This is a genomic window from Hymenobacter nitidus (assembly GCF_020447315.1).
Taxonomy (GTDB): Bacteria; Bacteroidota; Bacteroidia; order Cytophagales; family Hymenobacteraceae; genus Hymenobacter; species Hymenobacter nitidus.
Window position 1 is genome coordinate 141,068 of the sequence record NZ_JAJADQ010000006.1, and the last position, 16,377, is coordinate 157,444.

Here is a 16,377-nt window from a genome sequence, read left to right on the forward strand (position 1 = left end):
GATTCAGAGCCTTTTTACTGCCTTTTCCGAGGCGGCCTGGCCCTGCTACGTCCATTCCTTATCCTTTTTCTTGCCATGCTCATCTCCCAGGAATTCCGAAAATTTGCCGTGCAGGGCCAGGGCCTTGCCAGCTCCAGCCTCGACCGGTACCAGCACCAGCTCGAAGGCCGCTACTACCCGCTGGTGACGGGCATGACGCGCTCCGTCATTGAGGAGCGGCCTACGCGCTTCGCCGAAATCGACGTGTTTTCGCGCCTGATTATGGACCGGATTATCTTTCTGGGGCAGGCCGTCGACGACAATATTGCCAACATCATCACGGCCCAGCTGCTGTTTCTGGAGTCGGTGGATGCCAAGAAGGACATTCTGCTCTACATCAACTCGCCCGGCGGCTCGGTGTATGCGGGCCTGGGCATCTTCGACACGATGCAGTACGTGAATCCCGATGTGGCTACGATTTGCACCGGCCTGGCCGCTTCGATGGGCGCCTTTCTGCTCTGCGGCGGCGCCATCGGCAAACGCTCGGCCCTGCCCCACGCCCGCGTCATGATTCACCAGCCCTCCGGCGGCGTGCAGGGCCCGTCGTCCGACATAGAAATAACGGCCCGCGAGGTCGTCAAGCTGCGGCAGGAGCTCTACGGCATCTACGCCGGGCGCACGGGCAAAACCTACCAGCAAATCCACGACGACTCGGACCGCGACTACTGGATGCGCGCCGACGAGGCCCGGGAGTACGGGTTGATTGACGAAGTGCTGGAGCGCAAAGCGGAGTAAACGCTGCTTTTTACTTTCTGAACGTCATTCCCACCGCTCCTAACATCGTTCCCACTGCTCCTAACCTCATTCACGCCGCCTCTGCCTTCGTTCACGCCGTCCCTACCATCGCTCACGTCGCTTAGTAGGTCGTTCACGCCGGCGGCAACGGCCGCTTACTTGCCTAGCCACACCCAGCCGCGCTGCATGGCGGCGTAGTACACGGCCGTACCCACCACTGGGTCTATTAGGCAAGTTGTAGCTTTATAGTAAAAAATATGTGGGCCTCAACTCTGTGATGGAGCCGCTATACTCATTCTATGTATTGGAAATCTATTGTTTGGCTAGCCGTCAGTGGCTTGACAATGGCTGTGAGCTGCAAGCCACTGAAAAGAGTTTACCGGCGCACCATTCATTGGCAGCAGACCCAAACCCAGACTCAATACCTGCAGCGGGCAGATATAATTGGCGGCACGGAGCTAGATAGTGGCCGCTTCGATGTTCTGCATTATAGCTACTCTTCCAATCGGCCGCATATCAGTGATACCTGGTACAGCAAAGAGATTTTCTTGCGCATCAAGCAGTTGTCTGATCTGCAGGTGGGCCAGGCAATGCAGGTGCCCAACGCCGTCTTTTCCGTCATTGGCTACGACCGGGCGACGTGGCATTTCGAGCAGTTTGGGAGCATCACAGGCACCATTACCCGGTTACATAGCTCGGCTACTCAGCCGCGCCTGCGCTTCGACTTGCAGTATATTGATTGGAAAAAACGGCAACAGCGCCTGTTGCAGGGCATATTTACATTCCGGCTGGATTCCACCTATTTCCTGCGCACCCGCCAGGATTTTCACGGCCAGTATGAGGATTTGCGGCTGGCGCTAAAAGAGCCCGCCAAGGTGAAGTCGCTGGACCTAACCACGTATGCTATTCAATATGAAAAGCGCAACGGCCAAGACAGCGGCCCCGACACGCTGTACAGCCGGTTGGGCGAGCTATACAATCTGGATAGCTTGCGCCTGCATTTAAGTCATCTGCAACGCTTGCCTGATGGCTTTGAGAAACTGAAGCGGCTGAAAAGGCTAGACCTAAGCTACAATCAACTGACGGAGTTTCCGACGGTGCTTTACCAACTGGATAGCCTGCAGGAGTTGAACCTGGAATGGAACCGACTGGACAGCATTCCAATTGCAATCCGGCAAATGAAAGGGTTGCGGGTGCTGAACCTGAACGATAATCACCTGGGGCGATATCCGGAGGCTGTGAATGAGCTGACCGGCTTGCGTGAACTGCACCTGGGCAATGCCAACCTGCGCGCACTCCCGACGAGTATGAGCCGACTGCAACGCCTGGAAGTAATAGAGGTAAATAGCTTTTGGAACAGCAAGCGTAAAAATCAGGTAACCAATATAGATGCTCTGGTAAGTCTACCTCGCCTGAGAAGGTTGAGCCTGAAGGACAACCCACTTGATTCTTTGCCAACGGCAGTATACCAACTTAAGCAACTGGAAGAACTCAACATCCAGTACACCGGCCTTGATTCTGCTGCCGTGGATCTTCGGCGCCTGCCGAAACTGAAGAAGCTCGAATTACAGTAAACGCGCTTACTTGCCCAAGCCCACCCAGCCGCGCTGCATAGCGTAGTACACGGCCGTACCCACCACCAGCCCCACCAGGTAGCCGTAGGGCAGCCCGCTGCACAGCACGCCCACCAGCAAAGCCACCGTCAGATCTGATTTCGAGCTGGTCAGGTCGCGCAATAAAGTAGCCAGGGTGAGGGCTTCGAAGAGCAGCAGCACGCCCAATATGGGCAGGGGAAATATCTGGACCACATCGGCGAAGCCCTGGCTGAACAACAGGCCCAGCACCAGAAACAGGCCGCCGTAGAGAATTACCGAGCCACCGGTGCGGGCCCCAAACGCGTAGTGGCCCACCATGCCACCCGAGCCGTGGCACACCGGAAAGCCCCCGAAAAACGGCGCCACCACGTTCATCAGGCCATACGTGAAGCTGATCTGGCGCACCGATACCTGCTTGTCGGGGTAGTGGTCGTGAATCACCTGGCGGGTAGCCAGAATGGAGTTGCCAAGCGACAACGGAATCTGGGGCAGGGCCAGCAGCACGGCGCCGGTCAGAATATCGGCGCGCTGCGGAACGTGCCAGCCGGGCAGGTGCAGACCGATGGCCTGCTGGGCGGTGCCGAGGTCGAGCTTGAACACCAGCGCGTAGAGCACCCCCAGCGTGATGACCAGTAAAGAGGCTGGCCAGCGGCGGTTGCCCAGCAGCAGCACCGTCACCACGAAAGCCGCGGCGGCCAGCGCGTAGCCGGGGGCACCGTCGGCGGGCACGTATTCCTTCAAGGCCAGCGTAGCCAGCTGCAGGGCCAGCCCAAACTGAATACCGCGCACCACGGGCTTGGGAATCAGCCGGGCCAGCGCGTCAATCAAGCCTGTTACGGACAAGACCAGCATGCTCAGGCCAATAGCCAGCCCGCCGCCGAAGATAATGCGGCCGGGAATTTTCTGGGCAATAACCAGGGCGGCAAAGGCCTTGAGGGGCTGCACCGGCATGGGCATACCGTACCAGAAGCCCGAAAACATCTGCAGCAGGCCAAACACGATGAGCAGCCCGGCACTATCGACGCCCGAGGCGGCAATAACGCCGATGAGCAGCGGTAAATCGGTGCCTAGGTCGCCGAAAGCCCCGGCCAGCTCGTTGCGGTCGAAGCGGATACGGCGGGCGGCGGCAGGAGCGGAAGAGGTCAGGGGCACGGGAGGATAGGTAAATGCAAAAATCAGTAGCGGAGCCAGCTGCCCTTACTCCGGCACGCTGCCCACTTCCGCCGTCCAGGCCAGTGTGCCGCCCGTCAGGTTGGTCAGGTTGTCGAAGCCGAATTCGCGCTGCAGCTGGTCGATGGCCTGGGCACTGCGCCGGCCGCTGCGGCAGTATACTACAATGGGATGGTGGCGCGGCAGCTCGGCCACGCGCTGGCTCAGGCTGCCCAGCGGAATCAGGGCGGCGCTGGGCAGGTGAAACTCAGCGTACTCGGGCAGCTCGCGCACGTCCAGCAGGAAGGGCGGCACTTCCGATACCAGCTGCTGGGCCAGCTCCGGAGCCGACACGGCGGCAATGGCCGGCTGGCACAGCTCGGCGTAGTCGGCCGCATCGGCCGTGTCGAGGTTGATGCGGGCGCGCTCGGGCTGGCGGGCAAAGCGCAGGGTGCGGGTCTGAAACGAGAGGGCGTCGAAGAGCCAGAGCCGGCCGCTGAGAATGTCGCCCAGACCCAGAATAACCTTGATGGTTTCGGTAGCCTGGGCGCAGCCCACCAGGCCCGGCAATACGCCCAGCACGCCAATAGCCGAGCAGTTGGGAGCCTCGGCAGCCGTAGGCGGCTGCGGAAACAGGCAGCGGTAAGTAGGCCCGCCCTGGTAGTTGAACACCGACACCTGGCCTTCGAACTTATAAATAGCCCCCGAAACCAAGGGCTTGCCCAAACTCACGCAGGCATCGTTGAGCAGGTAACGGGTCGGAAAGTTGTCGGAGCCGTCGACCACGATATCGTAGCGGGCCACCAGGTCGCGCACGGCGGCCACATCCACGCGCCGGGGCACTACCTCGCAGGTTACCAGCGGGTTGATACGCTGCACAGCTTCGGCGGCGGCTTCGGCTTTGTTCTGGCCCAGGTTGGCGGGACCAAACAGCACCTGGCGCTGCAGGTTGCTCATCTCCACCGCGTCGCCGTCGGCAATGCCCAGGGTGCCTACGCCGGCGGCAGCCAGGTACTGCAGCACCGGGCAGCCCAGGCCGCCGGCGCCCACCACCAGCACGCGGGTCGCTTTGAGCTTCTCCTGCCCGGCCTCGCCTATTTCGGGCAGCTGCAGGTGGCGTTGGTAGCGTTGACGCTCGTCGGGAGTAAGCATGAGGGTACTGAACAAGTAAGAAGGAATGCGGCCGGAGCGGCCCGGCACCAATGCCATCCGTAATCCGGCTCTGGCTTTAAACTTACAGCTTCGTTTAAAAGTTAACCCTATCCGGGCAGGGTGCGCCGGAAAACCCGGTAGCTACCCAGGCAAACAACCTCTTACTTTTTCGCTCCATGGATACCTCGTCCGTCTTTCTGCCGCCTACCAGCTACGATTACCTCACAGTGCACAAGGTAACGGGTGCCGAGCTGACCGAAGCCTCCGATGTGGTGGCCGCCGAAGAGCCGCTTGAAATTCGCCTGGGCTTCGGGCCGGCCGGGCAGCGCGAGCACCGGACCCTGGCCATCACCATGCGTACCCCCGGCCACGATATGGAGCTGGCCGCCGGCTTTCTGCTCACCGAGGGCATTGTGCGCAGCCGCGCCGAGCTGACCGGCATCCGCTACTGCCCCGACGTGACCAAGGAAGAGGAGCGCGAAAACGTGGTGCGGGCTGAGCTGGCCGAAAACGTGGGCGTATCGATGCCGCGCCTGGAGCGCCATTTCTACACGTCGTCCAGCTGCGGGGTGTGCGGCAAAACCAGCATCGACGCGGTGCATGCCGCGGCCTGCCCGGTGCTGCCGATGAATGGGCCCTACGTTTCCCCGCAGGTAATTCATGAGCTGCCGGCGCGGCAGCGGGCGGCCCAGGCGCTGTTCGAGCAAACCGGCGGCCTGCACGCGGCGGCCCTGTTTTCCCCCGCCGGCGAGCTGCTGCTCTTGCGAGAAGACGTCGGGCGCCACAACGCCCTGGACAAGGTAATCGGGGCGGCGCTGCTGCAGGAGTGGCTGCCGCTGCACCATACCGTTCTGCTGGTGAGCGGGCGGGCCTCGTTCGAGCTGGTGCAGAAGGCGGCCGTGGCCGGCATTCCGGTGCTGGCGGCCGTGGGCGCGCCCAGCTCGTTGGCCGTGCAGGCCGCCAAAGACTTCGGCATGACGCTCTGCGGCTTCGTGCGCCAGGGCCGCTACAACGTGTACAGCGGGGCCTGGCGCCTGCGCGAGCCGCAGCAGTAGCCGACTTTAGAAACCTTCCGGCCTTCTACAGGCTGGGCTTTACCTCGAAGGTGAAGCTGGCCGTGCCCGGCAGGCCGTCCTTCGTCAGGCCCTGCACCACCACCCGGTAGCGGCCCACCTGGTCGGAGGTGAAAAACGGCAGTTCGGTGCTGGTAGTGGTCTGCACGCTTGGGTTCCAGTAGAGCAGGTTGCGGAAATCGGGCAGGCGGCTTTGCTGCTGCTGGGGTGTGTCGTAGCGCGGGGCGTAGAACTCACGCTGGCCCTGCAGGCCCTCGTACTCCTGCAGCAGCGCGTGGGCATCCAGCGGGAAGCCCGCCAGGTCGCCCTTGTAGGTAGTGTAGCTCACGATGCCATTATACACCTGTTTGCCAACGAAATAACGCCGGGTCACGACGTCCAGCTTCTGCACTTTCAGCGGGTCGAAGGCCATGATGCGGTTGGTATTGAACACGGGCAGCCCGTCGAGCAGCACCAGTGGGTTTTCCTCGACTCCGCGGGAGTTATCATTGGGCACCAGAAAGTGGAAGCCGTCCTTGCGGATGCGGACCAGCACGCCGGGCACGTATTCGCGCATCACTTCCTCCATCACCTTGAAGCGGGTGTAGGCGTCGAGCAGGTATTGCTCGCTGGGCTTGCCATAAAAAGCGGTGCTATCGGCCGGGGGCGCCAGATAGCGCACCGCCTGTTTGCCCAAGTAGTGCTGCTGCACCTCGGCCTGCACGTGGCGCCGCTGCAGGCTGGCGGCCAGCTGCTCGGCCAGAGTAAACGTGGTGGGCCGGCCGGCCGCGTATTGCTCCGAAAACGGGTTGAGCAGCTCCACGCGGTAGAGGCTATCCTGGGCCGTATTGGGCTGAGCCACCAGCTGCCGGGTGCCGTAGAATTGCGTGGTTTCGAACTGCACGCTGCCATCAGGCCGGCTTACGGAGTTGTAGAGCTGAATGGCGCGGCTGGGGGCCGTCAGGTAGGCCACAATGCCCTCGGCCGGGGCGCCGGTGGCGCTGTTCAGCACCCGGCCCCGCACCACGTGGCCGTTCAGCTCGGGCAGGTAGGGCAGCGGCCGGGGCTGCGGGGCCAGCACCTCGGCCCACCGAAACCGGCTCCAGCCCTGGGTCAGCATCAGGTTGTCGGCGGCGGCCTCACGGCCCGGCGCCAGGTAGTACTCGGGGTGCTCCACGGTGCCCTTCACATCGGACGAAAGCCAGAGGTAGCTGCTGATATCGGCACCGCCAGCCGCAGACAAGGAGTCGAGCTGATACACGGCCACCGACAGCTCGGCCGCCGAGGCTGCCGTAGCGGCCAGCTGCAAGGTTACTTTCTGGCGGGGTGCGTACTGGGTTTTATCGGTGCGGGCCGAGAGTGGCAGCGTGGCCGTGGGCGCCCGGAAATACAGCCGCTCGCCCACGGGCTGCCGCTGGCTGTTGAACAGGGTGAAGTGCGTAATGCCGGCCGCCAGCTGCTGCTTATCAACCAGAAACAGCGCCTGGCCCTGAGAAAGCTGCCCGGCCGCGGCTACCACCGGCTGCTGGCGGGTGTGGGCCAGCAAAAACAGGTTTTCGTTGGCGGGCACGGCGCCCTTCACCTCCACTACCAGGCGCAGCTGCTGGGCGTCCTCATCTTCCAGGCGCAGCCCGTAGCCACTCGCGCGCACCGGCGGCAGGGCGCTGGTAATGGGCGGCTGACCCGCCACCCGGATAACAGCCGAGTAGGGCCCGCCTTCCTGCGTGGGCGTAAATAAAAAGCTGCCCAGGCCAAACTGCAGCGTCCGGAAGGTGGCCACGCTCTGGCCGGCCTGGTCCAGCACGGTGCCTTCGGCGGCTACGCTGCGGCCTTGGCTGTCGGTTATCTTGAAACCGACTTTGCTGCGCACGCCCTGCACCAAGTTGCCACCCTCGGGAAAGAACTGCGGGTCGTAGCTCAGCGCCGCGCTTTTGGCGGGCACGCTCAGCGGCGTGCGGGTATTGACGATGGTAACCGGGCTATGGAAATACAGCTCGGGGCCAAAGTTCTTCATCCAGCTTGTGTAGGCCCGCACGGTGTAGCGGCCCGAGGGCAAAGCCGGAGGCAGCACCAGGGAGCCGTGCCCCGTGGCCTGCCGCAGTGCAATTTTGGCCTGCAGCACCGGCCGCTTTTCCTCATTGAGTACCTCCACGTAAGCTACCGAGCTGGCCGCCAGGGGCTGATGCCGGCGCCCGTCCACGGCGTAGAGCTTAAACCACATGGTTTCGCCACTCACGTAGCTGGGCCGGTCCAGGTGCAGAAACAGCTTTTCGGCCGGGGCGTGCCGGTCGTAGCGGACCAGGGCCGGACCGATGCGGGCCAGCGAATCGGTTTGGGCGGTGGCGGGCATTGCGGCCAGCAGGCCCAGCACCCCCAGCACGGTGGCACCCAGTACGGGGCGCGGCCGGGCAGCGCGGCGCCAGAAAAAATCAACAGAAGAACAGGTCACGGGAAGGCGGCGCAGGCGGTGGAAAGAAGGAACCCGGAAGGCTACTGCCAGAAGTCGGGGCGCTTGTTGGTGCCGCGGCGGCGGCAGTCGGCGCAGTCGGCCGGCGCGGTAGCGTAGCCGACCAGGATGCTGGTCAGGGGCGGACCGTACACGCCGAAGAGCGGCACGACGGCGCCGTTGCCAAATGCGCCGTTGATGCCTCCCAGCAGCACGGTATCGGGCCGGGGGCACTTGTAGCCGGTTTCGTACACGGTGGCGGGCAGCTCGGAGCTGGAAATGAACAGGCGCTTCTGGGTTTCGGTGCTGGCGCCCACGTAGCCGATAACGGTTTCGGTGTCGTCGGTGAGGCTGCGCACGTTGCCCGTGAGCTGGGACGGCACCGGGTCGAAGAGGCTGCCTACGGTTTCGGTGTTGGCCTTCAGCAGCTCCCAGTAGGCATATTCCTCGGGCGTCTGGGCATACTGGCGCACCAGCACGCTGTACTTGACGCGCAGCTTCACGGAGTTGCCCGGCAGCAGCACCAGCGGGAAGTTGGCTACCACATCCTGGCTGAGCCGGGCCGTGGAGCTAAGCTCGATGGAGGACGAGTTGACCGTCGTCCAGCAGGTAGACACGTCCTCGGTGCGCGGCTGCACGCGGCCTCCCACGTACTCCAGACCCGAGTAGTAAGGCGTTTCAAACTGCCAGGTTTCCGCGTACGACCACCGGTAGTAGCGCGTGCTGTTGGTGGCGTCGCGGGTATTCACGTACACCTGCACACGCCCGTTTTCGAGGGCCCAGCGCAGGCTTTCGATGGGCGGCGTCACTTTGGCCGCCACCAGGGCTGAGGCATACTCGCGGCCCGCGGCCGTGCGCAGGCGCAGCTGGTACTTGCGGCCGGGACTCAGGTTCAGGGCCGCCGAGACGTAGGTGCCGGGCGTTTGCTCGGTGAGGGTGTAGGGCGCGCCGGTTTCGTCTACAATCGTCACCGTGGCCTTTGGTTCTACCAGCGGCGCGGCGCCGCCCGCAATGCTCTGCGTGCGCGACAGGCGGATGGTCGTCACGCCGCTCAGGTTGATAAAGCCATTCACCACCAGGTACTTTGGGGGCGAGTCGAGTACGTCCGGCTCGAAGGGGTCGACGCAGCCGGGCAGGGCCAGCACCAGCAGCAGCCAGAGAAAATACTGTTTGAGCAGCGGCATAAGACTCTTTACTAAAACTTGAAATTGTAGGTTACCGTCGGGATGGGCTGGCCGAATATGGAAAGCTGGTAGCCCGCCACGCGGCCCTCCTGGGTTTTGAAGTACACCGAATAGGGGTTGCGGCGGCCCGTGAGGTTATACACCGACACCGTCCAGGAGCTGTGGGCCAGCTTTTTAGCCTTGTGCCCGCCCTCGATGTTCATGGCGAAGTCGACGCGGTAGTAGTCGGGCACGCGGTAGGCGTTGCGGTCGGAGTAGTACACGCGCGGCACGCCGTCCACGTAATACAGGGCCAGGGGCAGCGTAATGGGGCGGCCGGTGCTGTAGTTGAAGTTCACGGAGGTGCTGAAGCGGCGGCTGAAGCGGTAGTTGCCGGCCAGCATCACGTCGTGGGGCTTGTCGAAGTTGCTGGGGTAGTATTTCCCCCCGTTGATGCGCTCCGCGGCAAAGCTGCTGTTGGCCTGCACCAGGGAGCGGGAGTAGGTGTAGTTCAGCCAGCCGTTGAGTTTGCCCGTCGATTTCTTGATGGACACCTCCACCCCGTAGGCCTTGCCCTCGGCATTGATCAGATCGGTTTCGAGGTGGTGGTTGAGCAGCAGCCGGGCCCCGTTCTTGTAGTCCACAAAGTCGTGCATGCGCTTATAGTAGGTTTCCACCGAGGTTTCGATGGTGTTGCGCCGGAAGTTGTGGTAGTAGCCCACCGATACCTGGTCGCCGACCTGGGGCCGCACGTAGGCGTCGCTCAGCTTCCAGGTGTCGGTGGGCGAGAGCGAAGCCGTGTTTGAGAGCTGGTTGATGTACTGGCGGGTGCGGTTATAGCTGGCCTTCACCGAGGAATTATCGGTCAGGGCGTACTTCAGCGAGACGCGGTACTCGGGGCCGTGGTAGGTGGCAATGGTGGCGCCCGCGCCGTAGCGCACCGTGTCCACGATGGTGCCGGTGCTGCGCGGGGCACCGGGCAAATACTGGTTTACGTCGCGCGGGCCCAGGGCTTGGTAGAGCGAGTAGCGCAGCCCCAGCGACACGGCCAGGCGGGAGGTAATATCGATCCGGTCGGACAGGTAGAGGGCGCTTTCCTGGGCTTGCTCGCGGGCCAGCTCGTCGGGCAGTATCAACGACTCATTGCCCTGGGGCACCAAGCGGCCGGGCTGTACGCGGTAGCGCAACGTGCTGACCCCGAAGTCGATGGTATGCTTGGCGTTCAGGAAGAAGCTGAAGTCGGCCTGGCCCCCAAGCTGCGTGATGCCATAGGACAGCTCCGAGGCCGTCACCGGGTTTCGTTCACTGGCCACCTGGTACTGGTACTGGCTGAAGGTGCCGGTAAGCACGCCGTAGAGGCGGTTGCTGAAAATGTGCTTCCACTTCAGGCTGCCGCTGCGGTTCTGGTAGGCATAGGCCGTGTCGGAGGCCAGCTTGAACCGGTCGCGGCTGAGGTAGCCGGTGGCATAGAGCGAGTTTTTCTCGTTCAGCTCGTGGCTGATGTGGGCGCTCAGATCATAAAAGGAGGCCGAGCTTTCGCGCAGGTCGCGGTTGGGCAGCAAGTGCAACAGCCAGTCGGAGTAGGAAGTGCGGGCCCCGATCAGGAAGGAGCTTTTATCCTTGATAATGGGGCCTTCTAGGGTCAGGCGGCTGGTGAGGGCCCCAATGCCGCCCGAGCCGGAAAACTTCTTCTTGTTGCCGTCGCGGGTGGCAATGTCCAGTACCGACGACAAACGGCCGCCGTAGCGGGCCGGAATGGCGCTTTTATAGAGCTCCACCGTTTTGAGCATGTCGGGGTTGAAGGCCGAGAAGAAGCCGAACAGGTGGGACGGGTTGTACACCGTCGCGTCGTTGAACAGAATCAGGTTCTGGTCGGTGCCGCCGCCGCGCACGCTGATACCGGTGCTGCCTTCGCCGATGGCCTTCACGCCGGGCAAAGTCAGTACCACGCGCAGAATGTCGGCCTCGCCGAAGGCAGTGGGCACTTGCCGGATGGTTTTGATGTCGAGCTTTTCCAGGCCCATCTGCATGCCGGCCACGTTCTTGTCTTTTTCGGCCTCAATCACCACCTCTTTCAGGTTGGTAATGTCTTCCTCCACTTCCACTTCCAGCTTACCGTCGGAGTGCAGCAGAATACGGCGCTGAGTGTTGCGGATACCGATGCCCCGGATGTTGAGCGTGTAGCGGCCGGGCGGCAGCGTAAGGGCGTAGTAACCAAACTGGTCGGTAGAGACGCCCACGGCCGGCGCCTCGATATACACCGAGGCCCCCAGCACCGGCTCGCCCGACTTGGCCTCCCGCACGTGGCCCGCCAGCGTGGCTTTGGTGAGGCCCTCGCGCGGGCTGCCGATTTCGTAGAGTCGGGCCGGATTGGTGGCGGCCCGTACGGGCTCGGCCACGGCCACCGGCTGGTCGGTAGCAGCCGGGGTGGCCACACCGCCCTGGAAGAAGTTGCCCGGCAGGGTCGTAACCAGGGGCCGACCGGGGGTGATGAATACGTTGTGGTCTGCGTCGATGGCAAAGCGCAGGTCGACCGGGGCCAGGGCCTGCTGCAGCACGCTGGTCAAGGACTGCTCCTGGGGCTGCAGGGTCACTTTCACCTGCTTCACGGCCGCCGAGTCGAAGAAGAAGCGGTACTGGGTCTGGGCTTCCAGCTGCCGCACAAACTGCTCCAGGGTCAGGCCCCGAAACGTGCCGCTGATAACCGGCTCCGGCGTTTGAGCATAGCTACTCACGCTTCCCACACACCCTAACACCAGCAGCAAGAGCCGGTAAAAGTATTTCATAAACAGATGATTGCGCAAACTGAAAGATACTCTAAAAGACGGCAGCCCGTCAGCTATTGGGGCTGCACAGTAGGGCCGCTACTTGGCGGTGGCAGGCTGGGCCACGGCGTAGCGCACCAACTCCACCAGCGACGTTTCGCGCCGGTCTTTGGCAAAGGAGAGCTTGCGGGTCCGGATGTGCTTGCGCAGGGCGGCCTTGTGCTCGGGAAAGAGGCCCACCACCGTGCTGGCCTTCGTCAGCTTGTAGTAGCGCCGGCCGTGGAAGAGGTAGAAATCGTTCTTCTGGGTGATGTTGCCCACCAGGCGGCCGGCGGCGGCAGTTTCCTGCAGGTCTTTGCGGCGCAGGGCCAGCAGCTGCACCGTGCCCTCGGCCACGAGCAGCTCGTAGTAGCCCGTGCGGGGCAGCGTCGCGCCGGCCGTGTCGGCCGCGACGAGGCGCACGAACTGGTGGGTACCGATGCGGAAGCGGCGCACGTTTTCGTCGGTGAGAGTCATATCCAGCATGCTGCTGGGCGCCTGCAGCACCAGCTTGTCTTTCACGATGTCGTAGCGCAGGGGCACCTGCTCGTAGGTAGCGCCGCCGTACTCCAGGGTGGCCCGCTGCTGCTCTTTTGCCCCGAAGAACTGGTGCCCGTTCACGTGGTAGCGCACGTAGTCCACGTACTCGGCTCCGTTGTACAGGCGCGAATCGGCGCCCAGCCCTTGGGTGTAGTGCTGGCGCAGACTGCCCAGGGCCGTGGACGTCTGCGCGCTGGAGTCGGCCGCAAGCTGAGCCTGGGCCCGGGCCTGCTGGCTGAGTAAGCTCAGGCCCAGGCCCAAAGTGAATACGTAAATGTTGTGCATCGAACTCAATAAGGAATGCGCCATCCGGCACTTTTGGGCTGCTACAATAGGCGACCGGGCGGCAAAACAAGCAGAACACTACCCCGGCCAGAACCTGGGCGCCGCACTCCGACTAGCAAGCTAAGAACCAGACGGCAAACTTGCGTACCAAAGGCCGGCAGTGGCAGATAAGGTATGGACCGGCGGCCCCGCCTGCTGGTTGCTCGCGCGACCCTAAAATCTTTCGTTCCGAATCCACAAGGGAGTTATTGGCCGGAATGCCGGGCCGCGGGCCAGGGCAAAAAATACTAGTGGGCTTTCTTCTCCGCCACAACCTTAGCCGCGTAGTGGGGTTACTCTGTGGTCTACGTTCCGTTTGCATGAAACTCCGTCTCGAAGCCAACTCCCTGCGCCTGCGCCTTTCCGAAGCCGACGCGCAGCAGCTTGCCCAAACCGGCCGGGTGGCCGTAGCCGTGGGCCTGCCCGGTGCCGGCCCGCTCACCTACGCCCTAGAACAAACCGAGGCCCCGGACTTCAGCGTCAGCTACGCGGCCGGGGGCCTGACGGTGCACCTGCCCGCGGCCCTGGCCCGGCCCTGGCTGGGTTCCGAGCAGAATGGTCTCTCGGCCACGCTGCCGCTCGAAGCTGGCCAGGCCCTGAGAATTCTGGTGGAAAAGGACCTCGACTGCCGCCACTAGCGGTAACCGGCCGCGGGCTTCCGGTTTCGGCAACCCCACCACTGGCTTCTGCGTCTGAGTTTTAGTAGTGCGGTCCGCGCAGCCCGGGGTCCGGACCGCCGCAGGAAAATTTCCGGGCCGCCTATCCTTTTTCCGCTTCATCTGTTTGCCTATTATGGAAAAGTCACCCGCCGAAGACCCCAGCAAAGCTGGCAAAACCGAACAGCAAGGCGCCGAAGCCAATGCTCCGAAAAGCGGGGAACGACCCGACCAAGGCAAAGCACCCGCGCCTGACCATTACCGCCCCGACCCCCAACACGAACGAGACGAAAGCGTGATACCAGCCCCCGACGTAGCCAACGCCAAGTACAAGCAGCCCATCCTGGCCCAGCCCCCGGATGCCCCTACCGGCTTGCGCCTCGAAGAGCAGGCCAAGGTAGCGGCCGGCGTCACGGCCGTTATCAAGTCCATGCAGTTTAGCTGGAGCGAAGGCGGCATGAGCCGGGGCACCAAGGGCCTGATGAACATGAACCAGAAGGACGGCTTCGACTGCTCCAGCTGCGCCTGGCCCGACCCCGACGACCACCGCTCGGTGGCCGAATTCTGCGAAAACGGCGCCAAGGCCACCGCTTCCGACGCCGACGACAAAGCCGCCGGCCCCGAGTTTTTTGCCCGCTACAGCCTGGCCGAACTCTCGCGCATGACCGACCGGGACCAGAACAACGCTGGCCGCCTGACCCACCCCATGGTGAAGCGCCCCGGCGACAACCACTACTCCCCCATCGAGTGGCCCGCCGCTTTCCAGATTATTGCCGACAACCTGAACTCGCTCAGCTCGCCCCACGAGGCCGTGTTCTACACCTCGGGCAAGGTGCCCAACGAGCCGGCCTTTCTGTTTCAGCTGTTTGCTAAGCTCCTGGGCACCAACAACCTGCCCGACTGCTCCAATATGTGCCACGAGAGCAGCGGCGCGGCCCTGAGCCCCACGCTGGGTCTGGGCAAAGGCTCGGTGACACTCAACGACATCCACGAGGCCGAGGTCATCCTGGTTATCGGTCAGAACCCGGGCACCAACCACCCGCGCATGCTTACGGCTCTGCAAAAGGCCAAGCGCAACGGGGCCAAAATCATCAGTGTGAACCCGCTGCTGGAGGCCGGCCTGAACCACTTCAAGAACCCCCAGGACTTTATGAACCCGCTGCGGGCCCTGGGCGCGCTGATGGGCGACGGTACCCAGATTACGGACCTCTTCCTGCAGGTGCGCGTGGACGGCGACATGGGCGTGCTGCGCGGCATTATGAAGCACCTCTTCGAAGCCGAGGACCTGAACCCCGGCCGCGTCGTCGACCGGCCCTTTATCGACAAGTACACCACCGGCTTCGAGTCGTTCGAGCAGAACATCCGCAACACCTCGTGGGAGGATATTGAGGAAGTCAGCGGCATTTCGCGGGCCCAGCTGCTAGAAGCGGCCAACATCATCGGCACCAAGCAGAAGATTATCACCTGCTGGGCCATGGGCGTCACGCAGCAGCGCCAGGGCGTGCAGACCATCCAGGAAATCGTGAACCTGCACCTGATGAAGGGCGCCATCGGCAAGCCGGGCGCAGGCACCTGCCCGGTGCGCGGCCACTCCAACGTGCAGGGCGACCGGACCATGGGTATCTGGGAGCAGCCGACCAAGGAGTTCCAGGATTCACTGGGCAAGGAGTTCAACTTCCAGCCACCCTACGAGCACGGCTACGACACGGTGGAGGCCATCAAGGCCATGTACAAGGGTAAAACCAAGGTCTTCTTCAGCCTGGGCGGCAACCTGCTGGCCGCCGGCCCCGACACGGAAGTCATTGCCGAAGGCATGCGCAAGCAAAAGCTGACCGTGTTTGTGGGCACCAAGCTCAACCGGGGCCACCTCACCACCGGCGAAACCAGCCTGCTCCTGCCCTGCTTCACCCACCTCGACGTGGATATGCAGAAGTCGGGGCAGCAGATGACCTCCTGCGAAAACTCGATGGGCGTCGTCAGCCAGAACAAGGGCGTGCTCTTGCCGCTTGAGGGCCAGATGATGAGCGAAGTAGCCATTCTTTGTGGTGTAGCCATTACCACGCTGGGCAACAAAATCAACATTGCCGACTGGGTAGCTATGACGGAAAACTACGACGTCATCCGCGACCATATTGCCCGCGTAATTCCGGGCTTCGACAACTTCAACGAGAAGCTGCGCCGCCCCGGCGGATTTTACCTGCCCAACGGCCCCCGTGAGCGGAAGTTCACGACCAAGAACGGCATGGCCAACTTCTCCACTACCGAGCTGGAAAAGCACCACCTGGAGCCCGACCAATTGGTGCTGATGACCGTGCGCAGCCACGACCAGTTCAACACCACCATCTACGAGTATAACGACCGGTACCGCGGGGTGCACGGTGAGCGGCGCGTGCTGTTCATGCACCGCCAGGACATGGCCGAGCGTGGTATCGAGGCCAAGGGGCTGATTGACATTACCAGCCACTTCAAGGGCGAGAAGCGCACGGTGGAGAAGTTCATTGCCGTGCCCTACGACATTCCCAAGGGCAACGTGGCGGCCTACTTCCCCGAGGCCAACCCGCTGGTGCCGGTGGGCTCGGTAGCCAAGGTTAGCAACACGCCCACCTCGAAGTACGTGGTGGTGACGGTGGTACCGACGCTGGCCCTCAACAGCACCAAAGAGTATCTGGAAGCACGGGTGGCGGCCGTTTCGTAAGCCCCTTTTTTCTCTGCCAGCAAAAGG

At 62.9% G+C, this 16,377-nt stretch carries 11 protein-coding genes; 5 read left to right on the forward strand and 6 right to left on the reverse strand.

From position 1 onward, the window contains the following. The first annotated feature begins 75 nt into the window (after positions 1-75). Together LGH70_RS12865 and LGH70_RS12870 are read left to right on the forward strand one after the other, a co-directional pair. A complete protein-coding gene (locus LGH70_RS12865; protein WP_284438445.1) occupies positions 76-774 on the forward strand; it encodes a ClpP family protease in 699 nt (232 codons plus the stop codon). A gap of 299 nt (positions 775-1,073) precedes the next feature. Further along, positions 1,074-2,348: a leucine-rich repeat domain-containing protein gene (locus LGH70_RS12870; protein ID WP_226186193.1), complete on the forward strand. Its 1,275-nt coding sequence runs from the start codon at positions 1,074-1,076 to the stop codon at positions 2,346-2,348. Between the two features lie 6 nt (positions 2,349-2,354). Here LGH70_RS12870 and LGH70_RS12875 read toward each other — a convergent pair whose 3' ends face one another. Both LGH70_RS12875 and moeB read right to left on the reverse strand, forming a co-directional pair. Then, positions 2,355-3,521: a putative sulfate/molybdate transporter gene (locus tag LGH70_RS12875; protein WP_226186195.1), complete on the reverse strand. Its 1,167-nt coding sequence runs from the start codon at positions 3,519-3,521 to the stop codon at positions 2,355-2,357. 45 nt (positions 3,522-3,566) lie between these two features. Then, positions 3,567-4,670 (reverse strand): HesA/MoeB/ThiF family protein, encoded by a 1,104-nt coding sequence (gene moeB / locus LGH70_RS12880; protein ID WP_226186197.1) that lies wholly within the window; start codon positions 4,668-4,670, stop codon positions 3,567-3,569. A 176-nt stretch (positions 4,671-4,846) separates the two neighbouring features. Here moeB and fdhD point away from each other — a divergent pair, with 176 nt between their 5' ends. After that, a complete protein-coding gene (gene fdhD, locus LGH70_RS12885; protein WP_226186198.1) occupies positions 4,847-5,725 on the forward strand; it encodes a formate dehydrogenase accessory sulfurtransferase FdhD in 879 nt (292 codons plus the stop codon). A 25-nt stretch (positions 5,726-5,750) separates the two neighbouring features. Here the strand turns inward: fdhD and LGH70_RS12890 are convergent, their stop codons facing one another. The 4 genes from LGH70_RS12890 to LGH70_RS12905 all read right to left on the reverse strand — a co-directional run bounded on the left by LGH70_RS12890 (position 5,751) and on the right by LGH70_RS12905 (position 12,960). Then, the gene (locus LGH70_RS12890) at positions 5,751-8,171 is read right to left on the reverse strand and encodes a hypothetical protein (protein ID WP_226186200.1); all 2,421 of its coding nucleotides are present in this window, start codon (positions 8,169-8,171) and stop codon (positions 5,751-5,753) included. Between the two features lie 41 nt (positions 8,172-8,212). Beyond that, entirely contained in the window at positions 8,213-9,352 is a 1,140-nt protein-coding gene (locus LGH70_RS12895; protein ID WP_226186201.1) for a DUF4249 domain-containing protein, read from the reverse strand. Positions 9,353-9,363: 11 nt separating this feature from the next. Then, positions 9,364-12,117 (reverse strand): TonB-dependent receptor, encoded by a 2,754-nt coding sequence (locus tag LGH70_RS12900; RefSeq protein ID WP_226186202.1) that lies wholly within the window; start codon positions 12,115-12,117, stop codon positions 9,364-9,366. A 78-nt stretch (positions 12,118-12,195) separates the two neighbouring features. Continuing rightward, the gene (locus LGH70_RS12905; RefSeq protein WP_226186203.1) at positions 12,196-12,960 is read right to left on the reverse strand and encodes a hypothetical protein; all 765 of its coding nucleotides are present in this window, start codon (positions 12,958-12,960) and stop codon (positions 12,196-12,198) included. Between the two features lie 359 nt (positions 12,961-13,319). Here LGH70_RS12905 and LGH70_RS12910 point away from each other — a divergent pair, with 359 nt between their 5' ends. Then, positions 13,320-13,637 (forward strand): DUF7009 family protein, encoded by a 318-nt coding sequence (locus LGH70_RS12910; RefSeq protein WP_226186204.1) that lies wholly within the window; start codon positions 13,320-13,322, stop codon positions 13,635-13,637. A gap of 154 nt (positions 13,638-13,791) precedes the next feature. Beyond that, positions 13,792-16,350: an FdhF/YdeP family oxidoreductase gene (locus tag LGH70_RS12915; RefSeq protein WP_226186205.1), complete on the forward strand. Its 2,559-nt coding sequence runs from the start codon at positions 13,792-13,794 to the stop codon at positions 16,348-16,350. Positions 16,351-16,377 lie beyond the last annotated feature (27 nt).